This is a genomic window from Pseudomonas sp. ICMP 3272 (assembly GCF_001466905.1).
In the GTDB taxonomy this organism is placed as follows: domain Bacteria; phylum Pseudomonadota; class Gammaproteobacteria; order Pseudomonadales; family Pseudomonadaceae; genus Aquipseudomonas; species Aquipseudomonas amygdali.
Genome location: NZ_LKEK01000097.1, coordinates 128,668 through 146,244 on the forward strand (window position 1 = coordinate 128,668; position 17,577 = coordinate 146,244).

A 17,577-nucleotide genomic window follows, 5' to 3' on the forward strand; every position below is an offset into this window, starting at 1 on the left:
CATGAACCGCATTTTCGATGCCCACTGTCACATCATCGACCCGCATTTCCCGCTGATCGCCAATAACGGCTACCTGCCGGACCCGTTCGGCGTCGGTGACTACCTTGCAACAGTCCAGCCTCTGGGTGTTCAGGGTGGCGCGGTGGTGTCCGGCTCCTTTCAGGGCTTTGATCAGGGTTACCTGCTTGAGGCGCTACGCTTGCTGGGGCCGGGCTTCGTCGGTGTCACTCAACTGCCCGCCAGCGTCACCGATACAGAACTGGACACCCTCAATGCCGCAGGCGTGCGCGCTCTGCGCTTCAACCTCAAGCGCGGCGGCTCGGAGCAGCTCGACCAGCTGGAAGCGCTGGCCGTGCGGGTCCATGAACGCGCTGGCTGGCATTCGGAGCTGTACATAGACTCCCGAGAACTGGCAGAAATCGAAACCCGCCTGCTGCAGTTGCCAGCGATCAGCATCGATCACCTGGGATTGAGCGCCGAAGGATTGCCCGTGGTGCTGCGTCTTGCCGAGCGCGGTGTGCGGGTCAAGGCCTGTGGTTTTGGACGCGTTGACTTCCCGGTGCGCGAAGCACTCAGGGATATCCATGCCGCCAATCCGAATGCGTTGATGTTCGGCACTGACCTGCCCTCCACGCGAGCGCCCCGCCCTTTCCAGCCTGACGATATCGAATTGCTGATCGACGCACTGGGTGAAGACGGCGCTCGTCAGGCGTTGTGGGATAACGCGGCTGAATTCTATCGGCTCTAACCCTTTCGCACTCGACGGCCTGAGCCCATCTTCCTACATGCTCATACACAGAACATGTAGGGCAATTCCCAGCCAAATGACGTATGCGTCTCTAAATGCAATAAAAAACGCGGTAGTCGTTAGTCGATACCTGCCTGGATGGATTAAAGTATCGCCCCCAGCTCAGCAGTCACCAGACACAGCTGATCACCCTGCCAGGAACCGTCACCGATGGAACATCGTGAAGCGCTGATTGCGCTGCGAACCTTTCTTTCAACGCAGATCCTTGGCCAGGAAAAGCTGATCGAACGCCTGCTCATCGCCCTGCTTGCCGACGGCCACATGCTGGTCGAAGGCGCACCCGGCCTGGCCAAGACCAAGGCCATCAAGGAACTGGCAGAAGGCATCGAAGCACAGTTCCACCGCATTCAGTTCACCCCTGACCTACTGCCTGCCGACATTACCGGTACGGAAATCTATCGCCCGGAAACCGGCAGCTTCGTGTTCCAGCAAGGGCCGATCTTCCACAACCTGGTGCTTGCCGACGAAATCAACCGTGCGCCGGCCAAGGTTCAGTCGGCGCTGCTCGAAGCCATGGCCGAACGCCAGGTGAGCGTGGGCCGCAGCACCTACGACCTGTCACCGCTGTTTCTGGTCATGGCCACCCAGAACCCGATCGAGCAGGAAGGCACTTACCCGTTGCCCGAAGCCCAGCTCGATCGCTTTCTGATGCACGTCAAGATCGGTTTCCCGGATGCCGCCGTCGAACGCAAGATCCTGCAACAGGCGCGTGGCGAAGCCCTGAATGGCGAAACCAAGCCGGAACGCCGTGTCAGCCAGCAGGCGATCTTTGCCGCACGCAAGGAAATTCTCGGCCTGTACATGGCCGATGCGGTCGAGGAGTACCTGGTGCAACTGGTCATGGCCACCCGGACCCCGGCCAAGTTCGACCCGGAACTGGCCGAGTGGATTGCCTACGGTGCCAGCCCGCGTGGTTCCATTTCGCTGGACCGCTGCGCCCGCGCACATGCCTGGCTGGCCGGACGTGACTTCGTCAGCCCCGAAGACATTCAGGCAGTGCTGTTCGATGTATTGCGCCACCGGATCATCCTGTCGTTCGAAGCCGAAGCTGCCGGTATCGATCAGGATCGCGTGATTCAGCGCATCCTCGACGTCGTGGCCGTCGCCTGAGCCCATGCAACCCTACCTGATCCCCCAGCCGGGCATCCGCGTCAGCCTCAGCGAGCTGATCGAGATGCGTCATCGGGTGCGGGAAGTGCAGCTGTTCTCCACGCCCAGCCAACGCAGCCCGTTGATCGGCCTGCACCATTCCAAACTGCGCGGGCGCGGCGTGGATTTCGATCAGGTGCGGGTCTATCAGGCTGGCGACGACGTGCGCAGCATTGACTGGCGCGTGACCGCACGCACTCAGGAGCCGCACACCAAGCTGTTCCACGAAGAACGCGAGCGGCCGATTTTCATTCTGGTGGAGCAAAGCCGTCGATTGTTCTTCGGCTCCGGCCTGATGTTCAAGTCGGTACTCGCGGCCCAGGCTGCCGCGCTGATCGGCTGGGCGGCGCTGGAGCACAACGACCGGGTCGGCGGGCTGGTGTTCGGCGATAACGAGCACTACGAGATCAAGCCCCGACGCAGCAAACAAAGCCTGTTGCAGTTGCTCAACCGACTGGTGCGGGTCAATCAGTCATTGCACACCGAAATCCCGGCAGACCGCGATGCCTTCGGCACTGCGCTGCGTCGCGCCCGGGAAGTGCTGCGCCCTGGCAGCCTGGTCATCGTGTTGTGCGACGAACGCGCCCTTTCCGATGCTGCCGAACAACAGTTGAGCCTGCTGTCACGCCACAGCGACCTGCTGTTGCTGCCATTGTCCGACCCACTGGACCGTGCGCTGCCCGCTGCGGGCCTGCTGCGCTTTGCCGAACGCGGCGCGCAGCTGGAACTCGATACCCTCAACCCCGAACTGCGCCGCGCCTACCGGCAACAGGGCGAAGACCGCTCTGCGCGCTGGGAATTGCTCGCGCAGAAACTGCGGGTCTTGCTCATGCCCTTGAGCACCCAGGCGGAACTCGTTGAACAATTGCGCGAATACCTCAACGCAAAGCGTCCGGTGAAGCGCAAATGAATCCGCTTGATCAGCTCGAGCCGCTGATTGCTCCCGAAGCCGTCGGCTTTTGGCCGCTTGCCCCGGGGTGGTGGCTGCTGCTGTTGCTGATCCCGGCAGCGGGCTGGGGCCTGTGGCGTTTGCGTGTACTGCTGCCGGTCAAGGCGCGCAAGGTTCGCAGCGAACAACCGCTGGACCCGGTTCGCCTCGCCGCCCTGGCGGAACTCGCCAGCTTGCCCAAGCCCTACGATGGCGCTCCGGCAGGTGCCTGGCTGCAGCAGATCAACGGCCTGCTCAAGCGCCTGTGCCGCAACCATTACCCGCACAGCCAGAGCCACACGCTGAACGGCCGTAAATGGCTGGCATTCCTCGACAATCGCTGTCCGGCGGCAGGCCTGACGCGCTGGATGATTCTGGTCGAAGGTGCCTACAAGCCCGAGTGCAAGCTGGACGACAAGGCCATCACCGGGCTGACTCAGGCGGTCGATACCTGGATCCGCAAACATGTTTGAGTTCGTCTGGCCCTGGGTTTTCGCCCTGCTGCCGCTGCCGTGGCTGATGCGTGCCCTGCTGCCCATGGCCGACAGCGGCGAGCCGGCGCTCAAGGTCAGTTTTCTCAGTGAACTCGAAGGGCTGAGTGGACGCCGCGCCAAGGCCAATCTGCCGGTCTGGAGGCAGCGTGCGCCCTTTCTGCTGATCTGGCTGTTGCTGTTGATTGCCACCGCGCGACCACAATGGCTGGGCGAGCCACTGCCAGTGGCTGCCAGCGGGCGCGACCTGCTGGTGGCGGTCGACGTGTCCGGTTCCATGGACTACCCGGACATGCAGTGGAAAAGCGATGAAGTCAGCCGACTGGTGCTGGTGCAACAGCTGCTCGGTGACTTTCTTGAGGGCCGCAAGGGCGACCGGGTCGGTTTGATCCTGTTTGGCACTCAGGCTTTTGTCCAGGCACCGCTCACCTATGACCGGCGCACTGTAAGGGTCTGGCTTGACGAGGCAAAAATCGGTATTGCAGGCAAGAATACTGCGCTTGGCGATGCTATCGGTCTGGGCCTGAAACGCCTGCGCCTGCGTCCGGCCACCAGCCGCGTGCTGGTGCTGGTCACCGACGGTGCCAATAACGCCGGTCAGATCGATCCGATCACTGCCGCGCGGCTGGCTGCCGAAGAAGGCGTAAAAATCTACCCTATCGGTATTGGCTCGGACCCCGACAAGGACGCGCTGCAAAGCGTCCTCGGCCTCAATCCGAGCCTTGATCTGGACGAACCGACGCTCAAGGAAATCGCCAGCCTCAGTGGCGGCCAGTATTTCCGTGCTCGTGACGGCGACCAACTGGAAAAGATTCGCGCCACCCTGGACAGCCTGGAACCGGTTGCCCAGCAGCCCACCCAGGCACGTCCGGCGCAGACGCTTTATCAATGGCCGCTGGCGACAGCCCTGCTGTTGAGCGTACTGCTGGTGCTGCGTGAACTGTGGCCAAACAATGCGCTGCAACGCCTGCTGACTGTCGTGCGTTCCGTCAACTGGCGTGAGCGCGTCAAAAGCCTCTGGAGGTCGCGATGATCGCCTCTCTGTGGCCGCACTGGTTTCGCCCCGAATGGCTGCTGATCCTGCCGTTGCTGGCGCTGTTGATCTGGCGGCTCTGGCATCGGCAGAAACGCGCCGGGCGCTGGCAAATGCTTCTGCCGACCCACTTTCATGCCGTACTGCTCAACGGTGGGCGCGGCAGCAACAGTAAACTGCCGTGGGTCGCACTCGGGCTGGCATGGCTGCTGGCGCTTTTCGCCTTGCTGGGACCCAGCTGGCAGCGCGTCGAACAGATCAGCCAGAAACCGGTTGATCCGCTGGTGGTGATACTTGAACTCACCCCGCAGATGCTCGCCACCGACACTGCGCCCACCCGTCTGGAACAGGCGAAACGCAAACTGCTGGACCTGTTGCAAAAACGCAGCGATGCGCAGACCGCCATCGTCGTCTATGCGGGCAGCGCGCACACGCTGGTGCCGCTGTCAGATGACCTGGTCACCAGCCATAACCTGCTGGAAGCCATCAGGCCGTCGATCATGCCCATGACCGGCCAGCGTGCCGATCTGGCGGTCCAGAAAGCCCTGCACCTGCTGAAACAGGGCGCACTGGGTCAAGGGCGGATTCTGCTGATTACCTCGTCACTGAGCGAACAGGAACGTCAGGGCATCCGTGCGGCGTTGCGCGGGCAATCGCCGCCGTTGCTGATCCTTGGCATCGGCACGGCTGACGGCGCGCCGGTCATGCAGGAAAACGGCAGCCTGCTCAAGGACGACCAGGGCGCCATTCTGGTGTCGCGCCTGGACAGCAACAGCCTCAACGAATTCGCCGATCAGGTCGGCGGCAACTATCGTCAGGCACGAGGCGATGAAGAAGATTTGCGCAGCCTTGGCCTGCTGGCCAGCCCCCAGCACATGAGCAGCGACGGGCAAGTCGTGCAACTCGATACCTGGGCCGATCAGGGCCACTGGTTCCTGCTCCCGCTATTGTTGATCGCAGCCCTGGCTGGTCGGCGCGGCTGGCTGTTCTGTCTGCCGCTGCTGTTCATGTTTCCGCAGAACAGCCAGGCGTTCGAGTTTCAGGACCTGTGGCTGCGTCCCGATCAACAGGGCCAGCGGCTACTGGAGCAACATCGGCCAGCCGAGGCCGCACAACGCTTCGAAGACCCGCGCTGGAAAGGCGTGGCCTTTTACCAGGCCGAAGACTACGTCAGCGCCGCCCAGCAGTTTGCCGAAGGCAACAGCGCCGCCGACCATTACAATCGCGGCAATGCCCTGGCGCGCAGCGGCGAACTGGCGGCAGCACTGGATGCCTACGAACAGGCCCTGGACCGTCAGCCCGAGTTTCCCGCCGCACAAGCCAACCGGGCGCTGGTACAAAGCCTGCTGGACAAGGCCGATGTCCAGAAGCCTGCCGAGGATGAGCAGAACAAGGCCGATCAGGGCGAAGAAGGCCAGCAAGCGTCACAGGACCCCAACAGCAGTGCATCGCCAGCCGATCAAAACCCGTCCCGCTCGGATCAGCCAGGTGCCAGCGAGAGCCTGCCGCCAGACGTCAGCGGTCAGGCCACCTCAGGCGAATCAATGGACGATGAGCAAACCACCCGCCCACCGCTGCAGGCCGCAGACACCCCTATCACTGGCGAGCGGCGTCAGGAACTGGAACAGTGGCTGAGGCAGATTCCGGATGATCCGGGCGAACTGCTGCGGCGCAAATTTCGCTACGAACAGCAACATCAGGAAAAGACCCGATGAGTCGCGTGTACACCTTATTGATCGGCCTGCTGCTGAGCCTGATCAGCTTGTCACTGCAGGCTGCGCAACTGACCGCCAGCGTCGACCGCACGCGCCTGAACGCCGGGGAAACTGTCGAGTTGACGCTGGAAACCGACGATGTCACCCAGTTTGGCAAGCCAGACATGAGCGCTCTGGAGAGCAGCTTCGAGGTGCGCGATACGCGTCAGCTCAACAGCCTGAAAACCCTGGACGGCAGCAGTCAGGCCACCACTCGCTGGATCGTTACCCTGCTGCCTCGCGAGACCGGCAGCGTGTTGATCCCGTCGTTGCAACTGGGTGAGCTGAAAAGTCAGCCACTGACGCTGCAGGTGCTGCAAAGCGAGCCCCAGGACCCAGGCAGCCATCTGGCGTCGATCTTCATCGAAGCGAGCCTCGATCAGGACAGCGTGTATGTTCAGGCCCAGGCCGTGCTGACCCTGCGCGTCTACCACTCGGTGTCGCTGTTCGATGACAGCAGCCTGAGCCCTTTGCAAGTACCGGACGCACGGGTCGAAAAACTGGGTGATTCGCGCACCTATGAAAAACTGATCAATGGTGTGCGTCATGGCGTGATCGAAACACGCTACGCGATCTATCCGCAGCAAAGCGGCGTGCTGAAGATACCGGCGCAAGTGTTCAGCGCCACGCTGGTGCAGACACCTGCCGAAGGCTCGCAAGGCCAGGAGGCCAACCCGTTCGGCCCGCAACCAGGCCGATCCGTGCGGGTCAAGTCCGCTGAAGTGCCGTTGACCGTCAAACCCAAGCCCGCCGACTACCCGGCCGATGTCGCTTGGTTGCCGGCGCGCAGTATCAGCCTTGATGAGAGCTGGAGCCCCGAGCCAGGCACCACTCAGGTCGGCGACTCACTGACCCGCACCCTCATACTCAAGGCCGAAGGCCTGGCCGGTGCGCAACTGCCACCCTTGCCGCCCACCGAAGTGCCCGGCCTGCGGCGTTACCCGGATCAGCCGCAGCTGCGCAACCTGCCCAGTGAACGTGGCCTGATCGGCACCCGCGAAGAACGCGAGGCACTGGTGCCCGGCCGGGCCGGGGCAATCGACCTGCCTGCGGTTGAAGTGACCTGGTGGAATACCCGTGAAGATCATCTGGAACACACCAGTCTGGCCGCCCGCACACTGAAGATCAGCAACAACCCCGGCCTGGCAGTGGACACGCCAGTGAACAACGAGATGGGCGGCGTGACGGTGATCGGCCCGCCGGTCTGGCCGTGGCAACTGAGCACGCTGTTGCTGGCTTGCACCACCTTTTACGGTTTCGCCCTGTGGTGGCGGGCCCGCGGGCAGCCGGCAATCGCCCGTGCCGTGCAGACCGGGCCCAGCCCGCGTACCGTACTGGATGACCTCAAACGCGCCTGTCTGGCCAACGACCCTCAAGGCACCCGTCAGGCACTCGACGCGTGGGCACGCCAGCAGCCGGAAACCCTGGCCGAAATGGCCGCGCGTTTCGTGCCGCTGTCCGATGCACTGGACGGTCTGAACGGCGCGCTTTATAGCGAAACCGGCAAGCTGTGGCTGGGTGAAGACCTCTGGCGCGCCGTGCGCAAGCTGCCCGCCGCCGAACATATCAAGGACCCGGCAGGCGATGCCGGGTTGCCACCGCTGTATCCCAAGTGAGGATGCAGCTCAGGCAACACCTCTACACGACAAGGTAAACCAATGCGTCTGTTTCACACCTCTGACTGGCATCTGGGTCAGAACCTGCACGGTCAGGAGCGGGATTTCGAACACGCCTGCTTTCTGACCTGGCTGCTGGCCCGTCTGGCCGAACGAAAACCTGATGTACTGTTGATCGCGGGCGACATCTTCGACACCGTCAACCCGCCGGTCAAGGCGCAGGAACGCCTGTACGACTTCATCGTCAACGCCCATGAACGGCAGCCGCTGCTGACCATCGTGATGATCGCAGGCAACCATGACTCCGGCTCGCGTATCGAACTCCCTGCACCCCTGATGCGCCGTTTGCGCACACACGCACTGGGCAGGGTGATGTGGCTGGACGACGGTGTGCTGGATGCCGAACGCCTGCTGTTGCCGTTGCCGGACGCCGAAGGCAACGTCAAAGCCTGGTGCCTGGCGCTGCCCTTCCTGCGCCCTGCCGAGGTCACCGGCCCGACGCTGGGTGACGACTACCTGCGCGGTATCGGTCGGGTTCATGAGTTGCTGATCGAAGCAGCCAACCTCAAGCGCCAGCCCGGTCAGGCACTGATCGCCATCAGCCACGCGCACATGGCAGGCGGTTCGGTCTCGGAAGACTCCGAGCGCAGCCTGATCATCGGCAACGCCGAAGCGTTACCGGCCAGCCTGTTCGGACCAAGCATCACCTATGTCGCGCTGGGCCACCTGCACAAACCGCAGCGGGTCAACGGCGAAGAGCGCATTCGCTACAGCGGCTCGCCGATTCCACTGTCCTTTTCGGAAATCAGCTATCAGCACCAGATTCTCGAGATCAATTGCGACGGTGAGACGCTGACCAGTGTCGAGCCGTTGCTCATCCCTCGCGCCGTCAACCTGCAACGCCTGGGGCCTGCACCCTTGGCCGATTTGCTGGTACAGCTCAAGGCGCTGCCGGACATCGACCTGCTTGCCGACCCGGACCGCCAGCCGTGGCTGGAAGTGCGCGTGCGTCTTGATGAACCGCAACCGGACCTGCGCAACCAGATAGAAACCGCGCTGCAGGGCAAAGCCGTGCGGTTGGTGCGCATCGGTGCTGAATACGCCGGTAAAGGCAGTGCCGACGGCAATGAGGGTGAAGCCGCCCTGATCGAGCTGGACCAGCTAACGCCTCAGGAATTGTTCAGCCGTGCCTGGCAGGACAACTTCGGCAGCGAGGTCGACGAACAGACCCTGACCGATTTCGCCACGCTGCTGCGTGAAGTCCAGCAGGAGAGCGAACAGCCATGAAAATCCTTGCCATTCGCCTGAAAAACCTTGCCTCGCTGGCCGGGCCGTTTGAAATCGATTTCACTGCCGAGCCGCTGGCCAGCGCCGGTCTGTTCGCCATTACCGGCCCGACCGGCGCAGGTAAAAGCACCCTGCTCGACGCCTTGTGCCTGGCGCTGTTCGGAGCGATTCCGCGGCTGAGCAATATCGGCCAGTCCAAGGTCCCGGACATCGACGGCGACATCACCACCAGCGACCCGCGCACCCTGCTGCGGCGTGGCACGGGCAGCGGTTACGCCGAAGTAGACTTTATCGGCATCGATCAGCGGCGTTATCGCGCGCGCTGGGAAACCAACCGCGCACGCGACAACGCGACCAAAAAGCTGCAGGCCAGCCGCCAGACTCTGACCGACCTGGACAGCGAACAGGTGCTCAGCAACCAGAGCAAGCGTGAATTCGAGCAACTGATCGAGCAGCGTCTGGGGCTCAACTTCGAGCAGTTCACCCGTGCCGTGATGCTTGCCCAGAGCGAGTTCAGCGCCTTCCTCAAGGCCGACGACAAGGAACGCAGCGAACTGCTGGAGAAGCTGACCAATACCGCCATCTACAGCCAGCTCGGGCGGCGCGCTTACAGCAAGAGCAAAGAGGCCGAGGAAGCGCTTAAAACCCTCACTGCTCAAGCCAGCAACATCGTCCCGCTGGCTCCGGAGCTGCTGGCCGAACTGGAGCAACGCCTCAACGATGCGCAGCAGCAGCTCAAGGCGCACCAGACACAGCAACGGCAACTGGAAATCAAACAGCAGTGGCTGATCGAGCTGCACCGCCTGCGCGACGAACATCTTGCCGCTCAGGAAGCGATCACCCGTACTCAACAGGCCTGGGACGACCAGAGCGAAGCACGTCAGACCCTCGGCCAACTGGAACGCTTGGGCCCGCAACGCCACCGTTTCACGCGTCGGGTCACGCTGAACGCCCAGCTCACCCCGCTGGCGGAACAAATTCTTCAGCATCAGCAACAGCAGGCTTCGCTGCAAGATCAGCAGCGACAACTGGAGACCCGCCGCACCCAGGCGCAGGCCAGTCTGCTGGAGGCCCAGCAAAACCACAGCAGCGCCAAGCCACTGTTGCAGCAGGCTTTTGACACACAGAACACGCTTAACCACCTGGCTCAGGAACTGGCCAAGGTGTCTGACCTGCATCAGCAAACCGGACAGCTTTGTACTGAGGGTCAGGCCAGCCTGCACATTCTGCTCGACCAGCAGCAACAGGTTTCGCAGCGCCTTGAACGTATTGCCGAGCAACTGGAGCACAGCAGCGAACTTGCCCCGCTGGCTCAGGCCTGGAGCGCCTGGCGCGACCGCCTGAAATCCCTCACGCTGATCGCCAACCGCCTCAAGCACGGGCAGAGTGAACTGCCTGCACTGCAGCAACGTGCCAGCACGGCTGACCAACAGTTGACCGAGCAACGCAGCGCGCTGGAATTGCTGTACCGCGAAGCCGATTGCGAAGTGGATGCGGTGACTGAACAGGTACAGATTCTCGGCAGCCTGCTGCAGGACAATCGCAAGCAGCAACGCGCATTCGAAGACCTGGCCCGTCTGTGGGCCAGCCAGCAGGACGTAGACCGGCAACTGGCCGATCTGGCGCAACAACAGCAAAGCGCTCAGCAGCAACGCGAACAGCTCAACAGCGAAGGCATTCGCGTTCGTGATGAACTGACCGTCGCCGAACAGACCCTGACCGTTACCCGGCAACTGCTGGAACGTCAACGTCTGGCCCGCAGCGCCAGTGTTGAAGAATTGCGCGTCCAGTTGCAGGACGACCAGCCCTGCCCGGTCTGTGGCAGCATTGAGCACCCTTGGCATCAGCCGGAAGCTTTGCTGGAAAGCCTCACGCAACATGATGACAACGAGCAGGCCAGCGCGCAGAAGGCGGTGGACCAGCTGACCGAACAGCGCAACCAATTGCGCGAGCAGGTTGGCGGCGTGATCGCTCGCCAGAAAGAGCTGCTTCGCCAACACGAGCAGCTCACCCTGCGTCATCAAGCCCTGGCACCGGATCTGGAATCTCATCCCCTCGCGGCTCAATTGCTCGACCACGACGCAGGCAAGCGTGACAGCTGGTTGAGCCAGCAATTGAATAACCTGAGCGAAGTCATCACCCGTGACGAGCAACGCCAGGAAGCGTTGCTGACCCTGCAGAAAGACGCCGCCCGCTTGCAGCAGCAACTTCAGGCAGCCACAGAAGCCAGTCAGACCGCGGCGAGCCATGTTGCCGAGCAGCTCAAGCAGCTGGACGTCGACAGGCAGCGGCTGGAAGAAGAACTGAGCGCATTCACGCCGCTGGTCTCGCCACACGTGCTTGAAGGGCTGCGCAGTAATGCATCGGCGACAGTGATGCAGCTTGAGCAGCAGGTGACTCAGCGTCTGGATCAACTTGAGCAGCAACACGAAGAGCAGCAGGAGCAGAGCGAGCGCCAGCAGAAGATCGAAAAGCAGCAGATCGAGCAGCAGACTCGCCTGCACCGCCAGACCGAACTGGCGCAGGAAGTCACCCGGCTCGGCGAGCAACAGCAGGCCAGCCAACAGGCACTGACCGGCTTGCTGGGCGAGCATGCGACTGCCGAGCACTGGCAACAGGCGCTGGAAAGCACCATCGAGCAAGCCAGGCAAACCGAAAGCTCGGCCGCCGAGGCTCTGCAGCAGATTCAAAGCCAGTTGATCCAGCTGGCTGCCGAACTCAAGTCCGCCCGGCAACAACAGCAATCCTTACAGCAGGAACTGGCTGAACTTGATGTGCAGATCAGCGAGTGGCGCGGCCAGCATCCCGAGCTGGACGATACCGCGCTCGACACACTGCTGACTTACGATGACGCGCATGTCGAGCAACTGCGTCTGCAACTGAACGCTACCGACAAGGCGTTGGAGCAGGCAAAAGTATTGCTGCAGGAACGCGATCAGCGCCTGCAACAGCATCAGGCGCAACACAGCGACCTTAACGACAGCACGCAACTGGCGGCAGCGCTGCAACAGGCCCAGGAGCAGTCAGCGCTCGGCGAGCAGCAGTGCGCCGACCTGCGCGCCGAACTCAGCGAAGATCAACGCCGCCGCAACGCCAACAGCGAGTTGCAGGCGCGCATCATCGACGCCAACAACGAATACCTGCGCTGGGCACGCCTGGCATCGCTGATCGGCTCGGCCGAAGGCGACAAATTCCGCAAGATCGCCCAGGCCTACAACCTTGACCTGCTGGTCCATCACGCCAATGCGCAGCTCCGGCAACTGGTGCGTCGCTACCGCCTGAAACGCGGCGGCAGCATGCTCGGCCTGCTGGTTATGGACACCGAAATGGGCGATGAACTGCGCTCGGTGCATTCGCTATCAGGCGGGGAAACCTTTCTGGTCTCGCTGGCGTTGGCGCTGGGCCTGGCCTCGATGGCCTCCAGCACGCTACGTATCGAGTCGCTGTTCATCGACGAAGGTTTCGGCAGCCTAGACCCGGAATCGCTGCAACTGGCAATGGACGCACTGGACGGCTTGCAGGCACAGGGCCGCAAGGTCGGCGTGATCTCCCACGTACAGGAAATGCATGAGCGGATTCCGGTGCAGATCAAAGTGCGTCGTCAGGGGAATGGGTTGAGCACAATCGAGGTGGGTAACTGAGAGACCTGTGACGCGGAGCGTCACGAACGGCATTCCCACGCTGGAGCGTGCGGAACGATAATCTCAACTATCGTGTTCTGGACGCTTTCAATTATCGTGCGGCGCTCCGCGTCGCATGCCGTTCTGGACGCTCTGCGTCCGCTCTTGTACGCCATCGCCGTCAATGCTTTCGCGAACAGGCTCGCCTGACATTCCGTGCATGGTCTGCCGCGCAGTGGGCAGTAAGTCGCAGGGACCTGTGTTGGCGAACATGCTCGCGAAAGCGTGACGGCTAATGAATCATTGAGCGGATTTGTGATCCAGCGCTGCGTAGAAATTAGCGCTCTGTTGCAGATATTTCGAGGTGTAGGTCTGAGTGTAGGTCTGAGCAGCGTGGGCTTTTTTGTCAGTTACATCGACACTGGCACTGGCTGGAAGCGCGACGCTTGCGGAAACAGCCGATGCAGCAATGATGGAGAAAAGATTGAAATTCATGTCGGTCACCCCTCGTTATCCGGTTAGTACGTTTGCTTGAAGTGTTGGCCGTCTTGGCCGTGACTCAAACTTACGCCCGAGGGTGGTTCAGCAGAAATCTTTTGTAGCACTAACCCATATCATCAAGAATGATAACAGCTCCAGCCCTTGTAGCTTGAGGGCTGGAGCCGTAGCAGCTTACTTGTCAGTCAGAAAACGCAGGTAAGAAGGTGAATCTGCATCAAATTTCTGCACAGTCTCACCGATCTTCCCGCTCTGCGGATCGCGGCGCACGGTCACGATCTGGTTGCTCTTCTGATTGGCGAACAGCATGAACTTGCCGGTCGGGTCAAAGGCGAACTCGCGAGGTTCCTTGCCTTCCAGAGAACGACGCTGAATTTCTTCCAGCTTGCCGCTGGCCTGATCGATCCGGAACACCACGACCTGGTTCGCGTCACCCCGATTGGTCACGTACAGAAACTTGCCATCCGGTGAGGTGTGCAAGGCGCCGCCACCATTTTTCTCCTGCACACCCTTGTTCTTCATATCAACCAGTTGGGTCTGCTTGAAGACGCCGTCATGGTAGTCAAACACCGCGACCTGCGCCGTCATCTCCAGCACCAGCCAGGCATGCTTGCCATCCCCACTGAAAAGGGTATGACGGGGTCCGGAGCCGCCCGGCAACTGCACGAACGGCACCTTGGCTGGCTGCAACGGCTTGGCCTGGCTCGCGTCGTACTGATAAACAAACAGCTTGTCAGCGCCCAGGTCGGCAGTCACTACGTACTTGTCATCCGGGGTCGGCACGGCCAGATGCACATGGGACGACATCTGCCGCTCACTGTTGACCTTGCTTCCAGGACCCAGCGGCAGCACCTGAACGGCTTCGCTCAACTGACCGTCCTTACCCACAGGCACCACGGTCAGCGCGCCGCCCGGGTCCGGGTTTACAGCGTAGTTGGCCACGAACAGGTAACGGCCATCGTAGCTCAGGCTGGAGTGCGTCGGTTCTTCACCGCGGCTTTGAACCTGATTGATCGGCGTGATCTGACGGGTTTTCGGGTCGATTGCAAAGCTGCTGACCTTACCGACCACATCTTTTTGCCCTGGGCCGTTTTCATTGACCGCGAACAGATAACGCTGGTCTCTGGAGACGGTCAGCCACGACGGGTTTTCGGTTTTGACCACTTGCAGCGGCTTGGCGTCGATCATCCCGGTTTCGCTGTTGAAGGCAAAACGATAGATCCCTTCACTCTTGCCTTGCGTGTAGGAACCTATCAGCAATTCAGTATCGGGCATGGCTTGGGCCTGCAGGGTAAACGCGCTCATGGCACTGGCAATCGCCAGCCACGGCAGAAATTTATGGGGCATGGGGGGCATCCCTTTTTATCGAAATTATTGATGCCTGTTACGGCACTGTCGGGTCTATGACAGCGCCAGCCCGCATTTACTCAATCCTGCGCGGAATCATCTTCATCGGAAGGGGTGAAGGCATCCAGGCAGATGATCCGGTGATCGGCGTTGCCGTCATTGATCACCCAGCTTTGCAGGGATTCATCGAAGGTCGCAGCATCGACTTGCGCCTTGGTGAAGCGCCATACCTTGCGCTCACGGCCGTCCATGCATTCGACGTTCAATTCCTCGCCCAAAGAGAAGTCCCAGGCGTGCAGACCGTCGATTTCCAGCATGGTGGTGGCTTCGAGTGCGGCGAGCAGTGTGGTGGGTGTGGTAGTCATGAAATTCATCCGGCCAGCAAAAGCGCGAATGATAGGGCAAAAGGCAGGCGCAGATACAGTCGGAGCGCAAGTAGAGCCGTACCAGCGCAGAGCGCTGGCACGGTGAGCAATCAAACAGGGACTGCGCTTACAGCTTGCCGATGCCGCCCGGCTGAAACACCGGCTCGCTCGGTGCCAAACCGTTGACCAGCGGCTTGCCGAACTCGGCCTGACTGATCTCGAAACGATCGCCCGGCTGGGTGCGCACGCCATCGGCAAACGACAGCGTCGCGGTGCCGAAGAAATGCACATGCACGTCACCGGGCCTGAGGAACTGTGCGTACTTGAAGTGATGGTATTCAAGGTTTTCCAGGCTGTGGCACATGTTCGCTTCGCCACTGAGGAACTCTTTTTCCCACAGCACCTTGCCGTCGCGCCAGACCCGGCTGGTGCCCGACAGGCTTTGCGGCAAGTCGCCCACGCGCAACTCCGGACCGAACGAACAGGCGCGCAGTTTCGAATGCGCCAGATACAGGTAGTTGCGACGCTCCATGACGTGGTCGGAATATTCGTTGCCGATGGCGAAGCCCAACCGGTACGGCTTGCGGTCATGACCGATCACATACAGGCCACTCAGTTCGGGCTCTTCCCCGCCATCTTCGGCGAAAGGCGGCAGGGAAAACGAATGGCCGGGGCGCACGACAATGCTGCCGTCACCCTTGTAGAACCACTCTGGCTGAACACCGGCCTGCCCCGCCACCGGCTTGCCGCCTTCAACGCCCCATTTGAAGATACGCATGGTGTCGGTCATCGAGGCTTCGTCGCCGGACTGCTGATGCATCTTGTCGCGTGCCGACGCACTGCCCAGATGGGTCAGCCCGGTGCCGCTGACCAGCAGGTGCGCAGGGTCAGGATGGTCGAGCGGCGGCAGAATCCTCAGTTCCTCAAGCAACTGCGAATAGTCGTGCGTCTCGCCAACACCACGCTGCTCGACCTGATGCGCGAGAGCCGAACCTGCCTCGATCGCCGCCAGCGCCAGCTCGCGAACACTCTCGACACCCTGGACCTCACGCACCTGATCACCGTCGACCAGACCGACCCGGCGCTGACCGTCGCTCAATTCAAACTGTACTAACCGCATGAAATTCTCCTTCCAGATAATGGGCCGCTGAAAACCTATCTCGCCTTGGCACTCGCCGCGAAGTCGGACACTGGCAGCACATGCTTGCGCTCCAGCACGTGATAGACGATGCCGGTCAGCAGCAGCCCGAAGACCATGACGCCCGACAGAAAATACAGGCCCGATGCCAGGCTGCCGGTGATTTCTTTCAACGCACCGATTACGAACGGCCCGATGTAGCCGCCTAGGTTGCCGACCGAATTGATCAGCGCGATACCGGCTGCGGCACTGGCACCTGCGAAGAATCGCCCCGGTAGGGTCCAGAACACCGCCGTGCAGGAAAACAGCGCGAACGCCACGACGCACAATGCAGCCAGCTGCGCCACCGGCAGGGTCAGCCAGGCGCTGCAGAACAGGCCGATGGCACCCAGTACATACAGCACGGCCAGATGCCCGTAACGGTCGTTGAGGCGGTCGGAACTGCGCGGCACGATCAGCAGGCCAATGATGCCGAAAATGTACGGCACCGAAGACACAAAGCCGGTGGTCAGATCACTGCCACCGAACTGTTTGATCAGCGTCGGCAGCCACAGGCCCAGACCGTAGATACTTAAGGTCACTGGCAGATAGAACAGCGCGAGAAGCAACACACGCTTGTCTTTCAAGGCGTGCAAGGGATTGCCGTGGCGAGTCTGGCCGTATTCTTCCAGGTCCTTTTTCAGCTCACCGGTCAGCCAGTCTTTCTCGGCCTGGTCCATCCATTTGACCTGTTGCGGACCGTCCGGCAACCAGCGCAGCACCGGCCAGGTCAGCAGAATCGCTGGCGTACCAATGACGATGAACAGCCATTGCCAGCCATGCAGACCGAGTATGCCGTCCATGCCCAGCAAACCGCCGGAAACGGGCCCGGTGATCATCATGGCGATGGGTTGCGAGAGGATGAAAAGGCCAAGAATCTTGCCGCGATGGCGCACCGGAAACCATTGGGTGATGTAGTACAGCACGCCGGGAAAGAATCCCGCCTCGGCTGCACCCAGCAGAAAACGCATCACATAGAAGCTGTGTGGCCCCTGCACGAAGGCCATGCCGATGGTGATTGCGCCCCAGGTGATCATGATCCGCGCGAACCAGCGACGTGCGCCGAAACGCTCGAGCATCAGGTTACTGGGGATCTCCAGCAGGAAGTAACCGATGAAGAACAGGCCGGCACCCAGCCCGTAGGCGGCGTCGCCGATACCGATGTCCGCGCCCATGTGCAGCTTGGCAAAGCCCACGGCAGAGCGGTCTACATAAGCGATCAGGTACAGCAGGATAAGGAAAGGAATCAGTTTGAACGTAATGCGGCGTATAAGCCGCAGTTCCTGGCTCATGTAGGCGGTCTCCCATTGTTTTTGTTATGGAACCTGCGGGGATCGCCTCTGTGCCTGGGGGCTGAATAACGCAGCACATGCGCCAGGATGATCCCTCGTCTACGACCGACTATATAGTAATACTATTTAAACTGACAACTCTTCCAATACGCGTTTTTTAGGCTTACCTTAGCCAGCAGTATCGCCATTAAGTCTTACAATAAGAGAGCCGA

At 61.2% G+C, this 17,577-nt stretch carries 14 protein-coding genes; 9 read left to right on the forward strand and 5 right to left on the reverse strand.

Features of this window, described 5'->3' with window-relative positions:
* Position 1: 1 nt before the first annotated feature.
* The 9 genes from AO068_RS23990 (at position 2) to AO068_RS24030 (ending at position 12,707) form a co-directional block, all read left to right on the forward strand.
* Positions 2-748, forward strand: coding sequence for an amidohydrolase family protein (locus tag AO068_RS23990; protein ID WP_058409657.1), 747 nt, complete (start codon positions 2-4; stop codon positions 746-748).
* A 210-nt stretch (positions 749-958) separates the two neighbouring features.
* Complete coding sequence (locus tag AO068_RS23995; RefSeq protein WP_002554476.1) at positions 959-1,918, forward strand: AAA family ATPase; 960 nt, start codon at positions 959-961, stop codon at positions 1,916-1,918.
* A gap of 4 nt (positions 1,919-1,922) precedes the next feature.
* Positions 1,923-2,867, forward strand: a complete 945-nt coding sequence (locus tag AO068_RS24000; RefSeq protein ID WP_002554477.1) for a DUF58 domain-containing protein — start codon at positions 1,923-1,925, stop codon at positions 2,865-2,867.
* Positions 2,864-3,358 (forward strand): DUF4381 domain-containing protein, encoded by a 495-nt coding sequence (locus AO068_RS24005; RefSeq protein ID WP_004660770.1) that lies wholly within the window; start codon positions 2,864-2,866, stop codon positions 3,356-3,358. The genes AO068_RS24000 and AO068_RS24005 overlap by 4 nt, the downstream gene beginning before the upstream one ends.
* Positions 3,351-4,409: a vWA domain-containing protein gene (locus AO068_RS24010; protein WP_002554479.1), complete on the forward strand. Its 1,059-nt coding sequence runs from the start codon at positions 3,351-3,353 to the stop codon at positions 4,407-4,409. The genes AO068_RS24005 and AO068_RS24010 overlap by 8 nt, the downstream gene beginning before the upstream one ends.
* The gene (locus tag AO068_RS24015) at positions 4,406-6,124 is read left to right on the forward strand and encodes a VWA domain-containing protein (protein ID WP_058409658.1); all 1,719 of its coding nucleotides are present in this window, start codon (positions 4,406-4,408) and stop codon (positions 6,122-6,124) included. Before AO068_RS24010 ends, AO068_RS24015 begins: the two co-directional genes overlap by 4 nt.
* Positions 6,121-7,779 carry a BatD family protein gene (locus AO068_RS24020; RefSeq protein WP_058409659.1) on the forward strand — a complete coding sequence of 553 codons (1,659 nt, stop codon included), beginning with the start codon at positions 6,121-6,123 and terminating at the stop codon, positions 7,777-7,779. Before AO068_RS24015 ends, AO068_RS24020 begins: the two co-directional genes overlap by 4 nt.
* Before the next feature lie 42 nt (positions 7,780-7,821).
* Positions 7,822-9,066: an exonuclease SbcCD subunit D C-terminal domain-containing protein gene (locus AO068_RS24025; protein WP_005781813.1), complete on the forward strand. Its 1,245-nt coding sequence runs from the start codon at positions 7,822-7,824 to the stop codon at positions 9,064-9,066.
* Positions 9,063-12,707 (forward strand): AAA family ATPase, encoded by a 3,645-nt coding sequence (locus AO068_RS24030; protein ID WP_058409660.1) that lies wholly within the window; start codon positions 9,063-9,065, stop codon positions 12,705-12,707. Before AO068_RS24025 ends, AO068_RS24030 begins: the two co-directional genes overlap by 4 nt.
* A gap of 279 nt (positions 12,708-12,986) precedes the next feature.
* Here the strand turns inward: AO068_RS24030 and AO068_RS24035 are convergent, their stop codons facing one another.
* The 5 genes from AO068_RS24035 to AO068_RS24055 form a co-directional block, all read right to left on the reverse strand.
* Positions 12,987-13,181, reverse strand: coding sequence for a hypothetical protein (locus tag AO068_RS24035; protein WP_004665916.1), 195 nt, complete (start codon positions 13,179-13,181; stop codon positions 12,987-12,989).
* 177 nt (positions 13,182-13,358) lie between these two features.
* The gene (locus tag AO068_RS24040; RefSeq protein ID WP_058409661.1) at positions 13,359-14,531 is read right to left on the reverse strand and encodes a lactonase family protein; all 1,173 of its coding nucleotides are present in this window, start codon (positions 14,529-14,531) and stop codon (positions 13,359-13,361) included.
* Between the two features lie 80 nt (positions 14,532-14,611).
* The gene (locus AO068_RS24045) at positions 14,612-14,896 is read right to left on the reverse strand and encodes a DUF5629 family protein (protein ID WP_003368505.1); all 285 of its coding nucleotides are present in this window, start codon (positions 14,894-14,896) and stop codon (positions 14,612-14,614) included.
* A gap of 127 nt (positions 14,897-15,023) precedes the next feature.
* The gene (gene araD1, locus AO068_RS24050; RefSeq protein ID WP_058399924.1) at positions 15,024-16,016 is read right to left on the reverse strand and encodes an AraD1 family protein; all 993 of its coding nucleotides are present in this window, start codon (positions 16,014-16,016) and stop codon (positions 15,024-15,026) included.
* A 35-nt stretch (positions 16,017-16,051) separates the two neighbouring features.
* Entirely contained in the window at positions 16,052-17,365 is a 1,314-nt protein-coding gene (locus AO068_RS24055) for an MFS transporter (RefSeq protein WP_057402602.1), read from the reverse strand.
* Between the last annotated feature and the right edge of the window lie 212 nt (positions 17,366-17,577).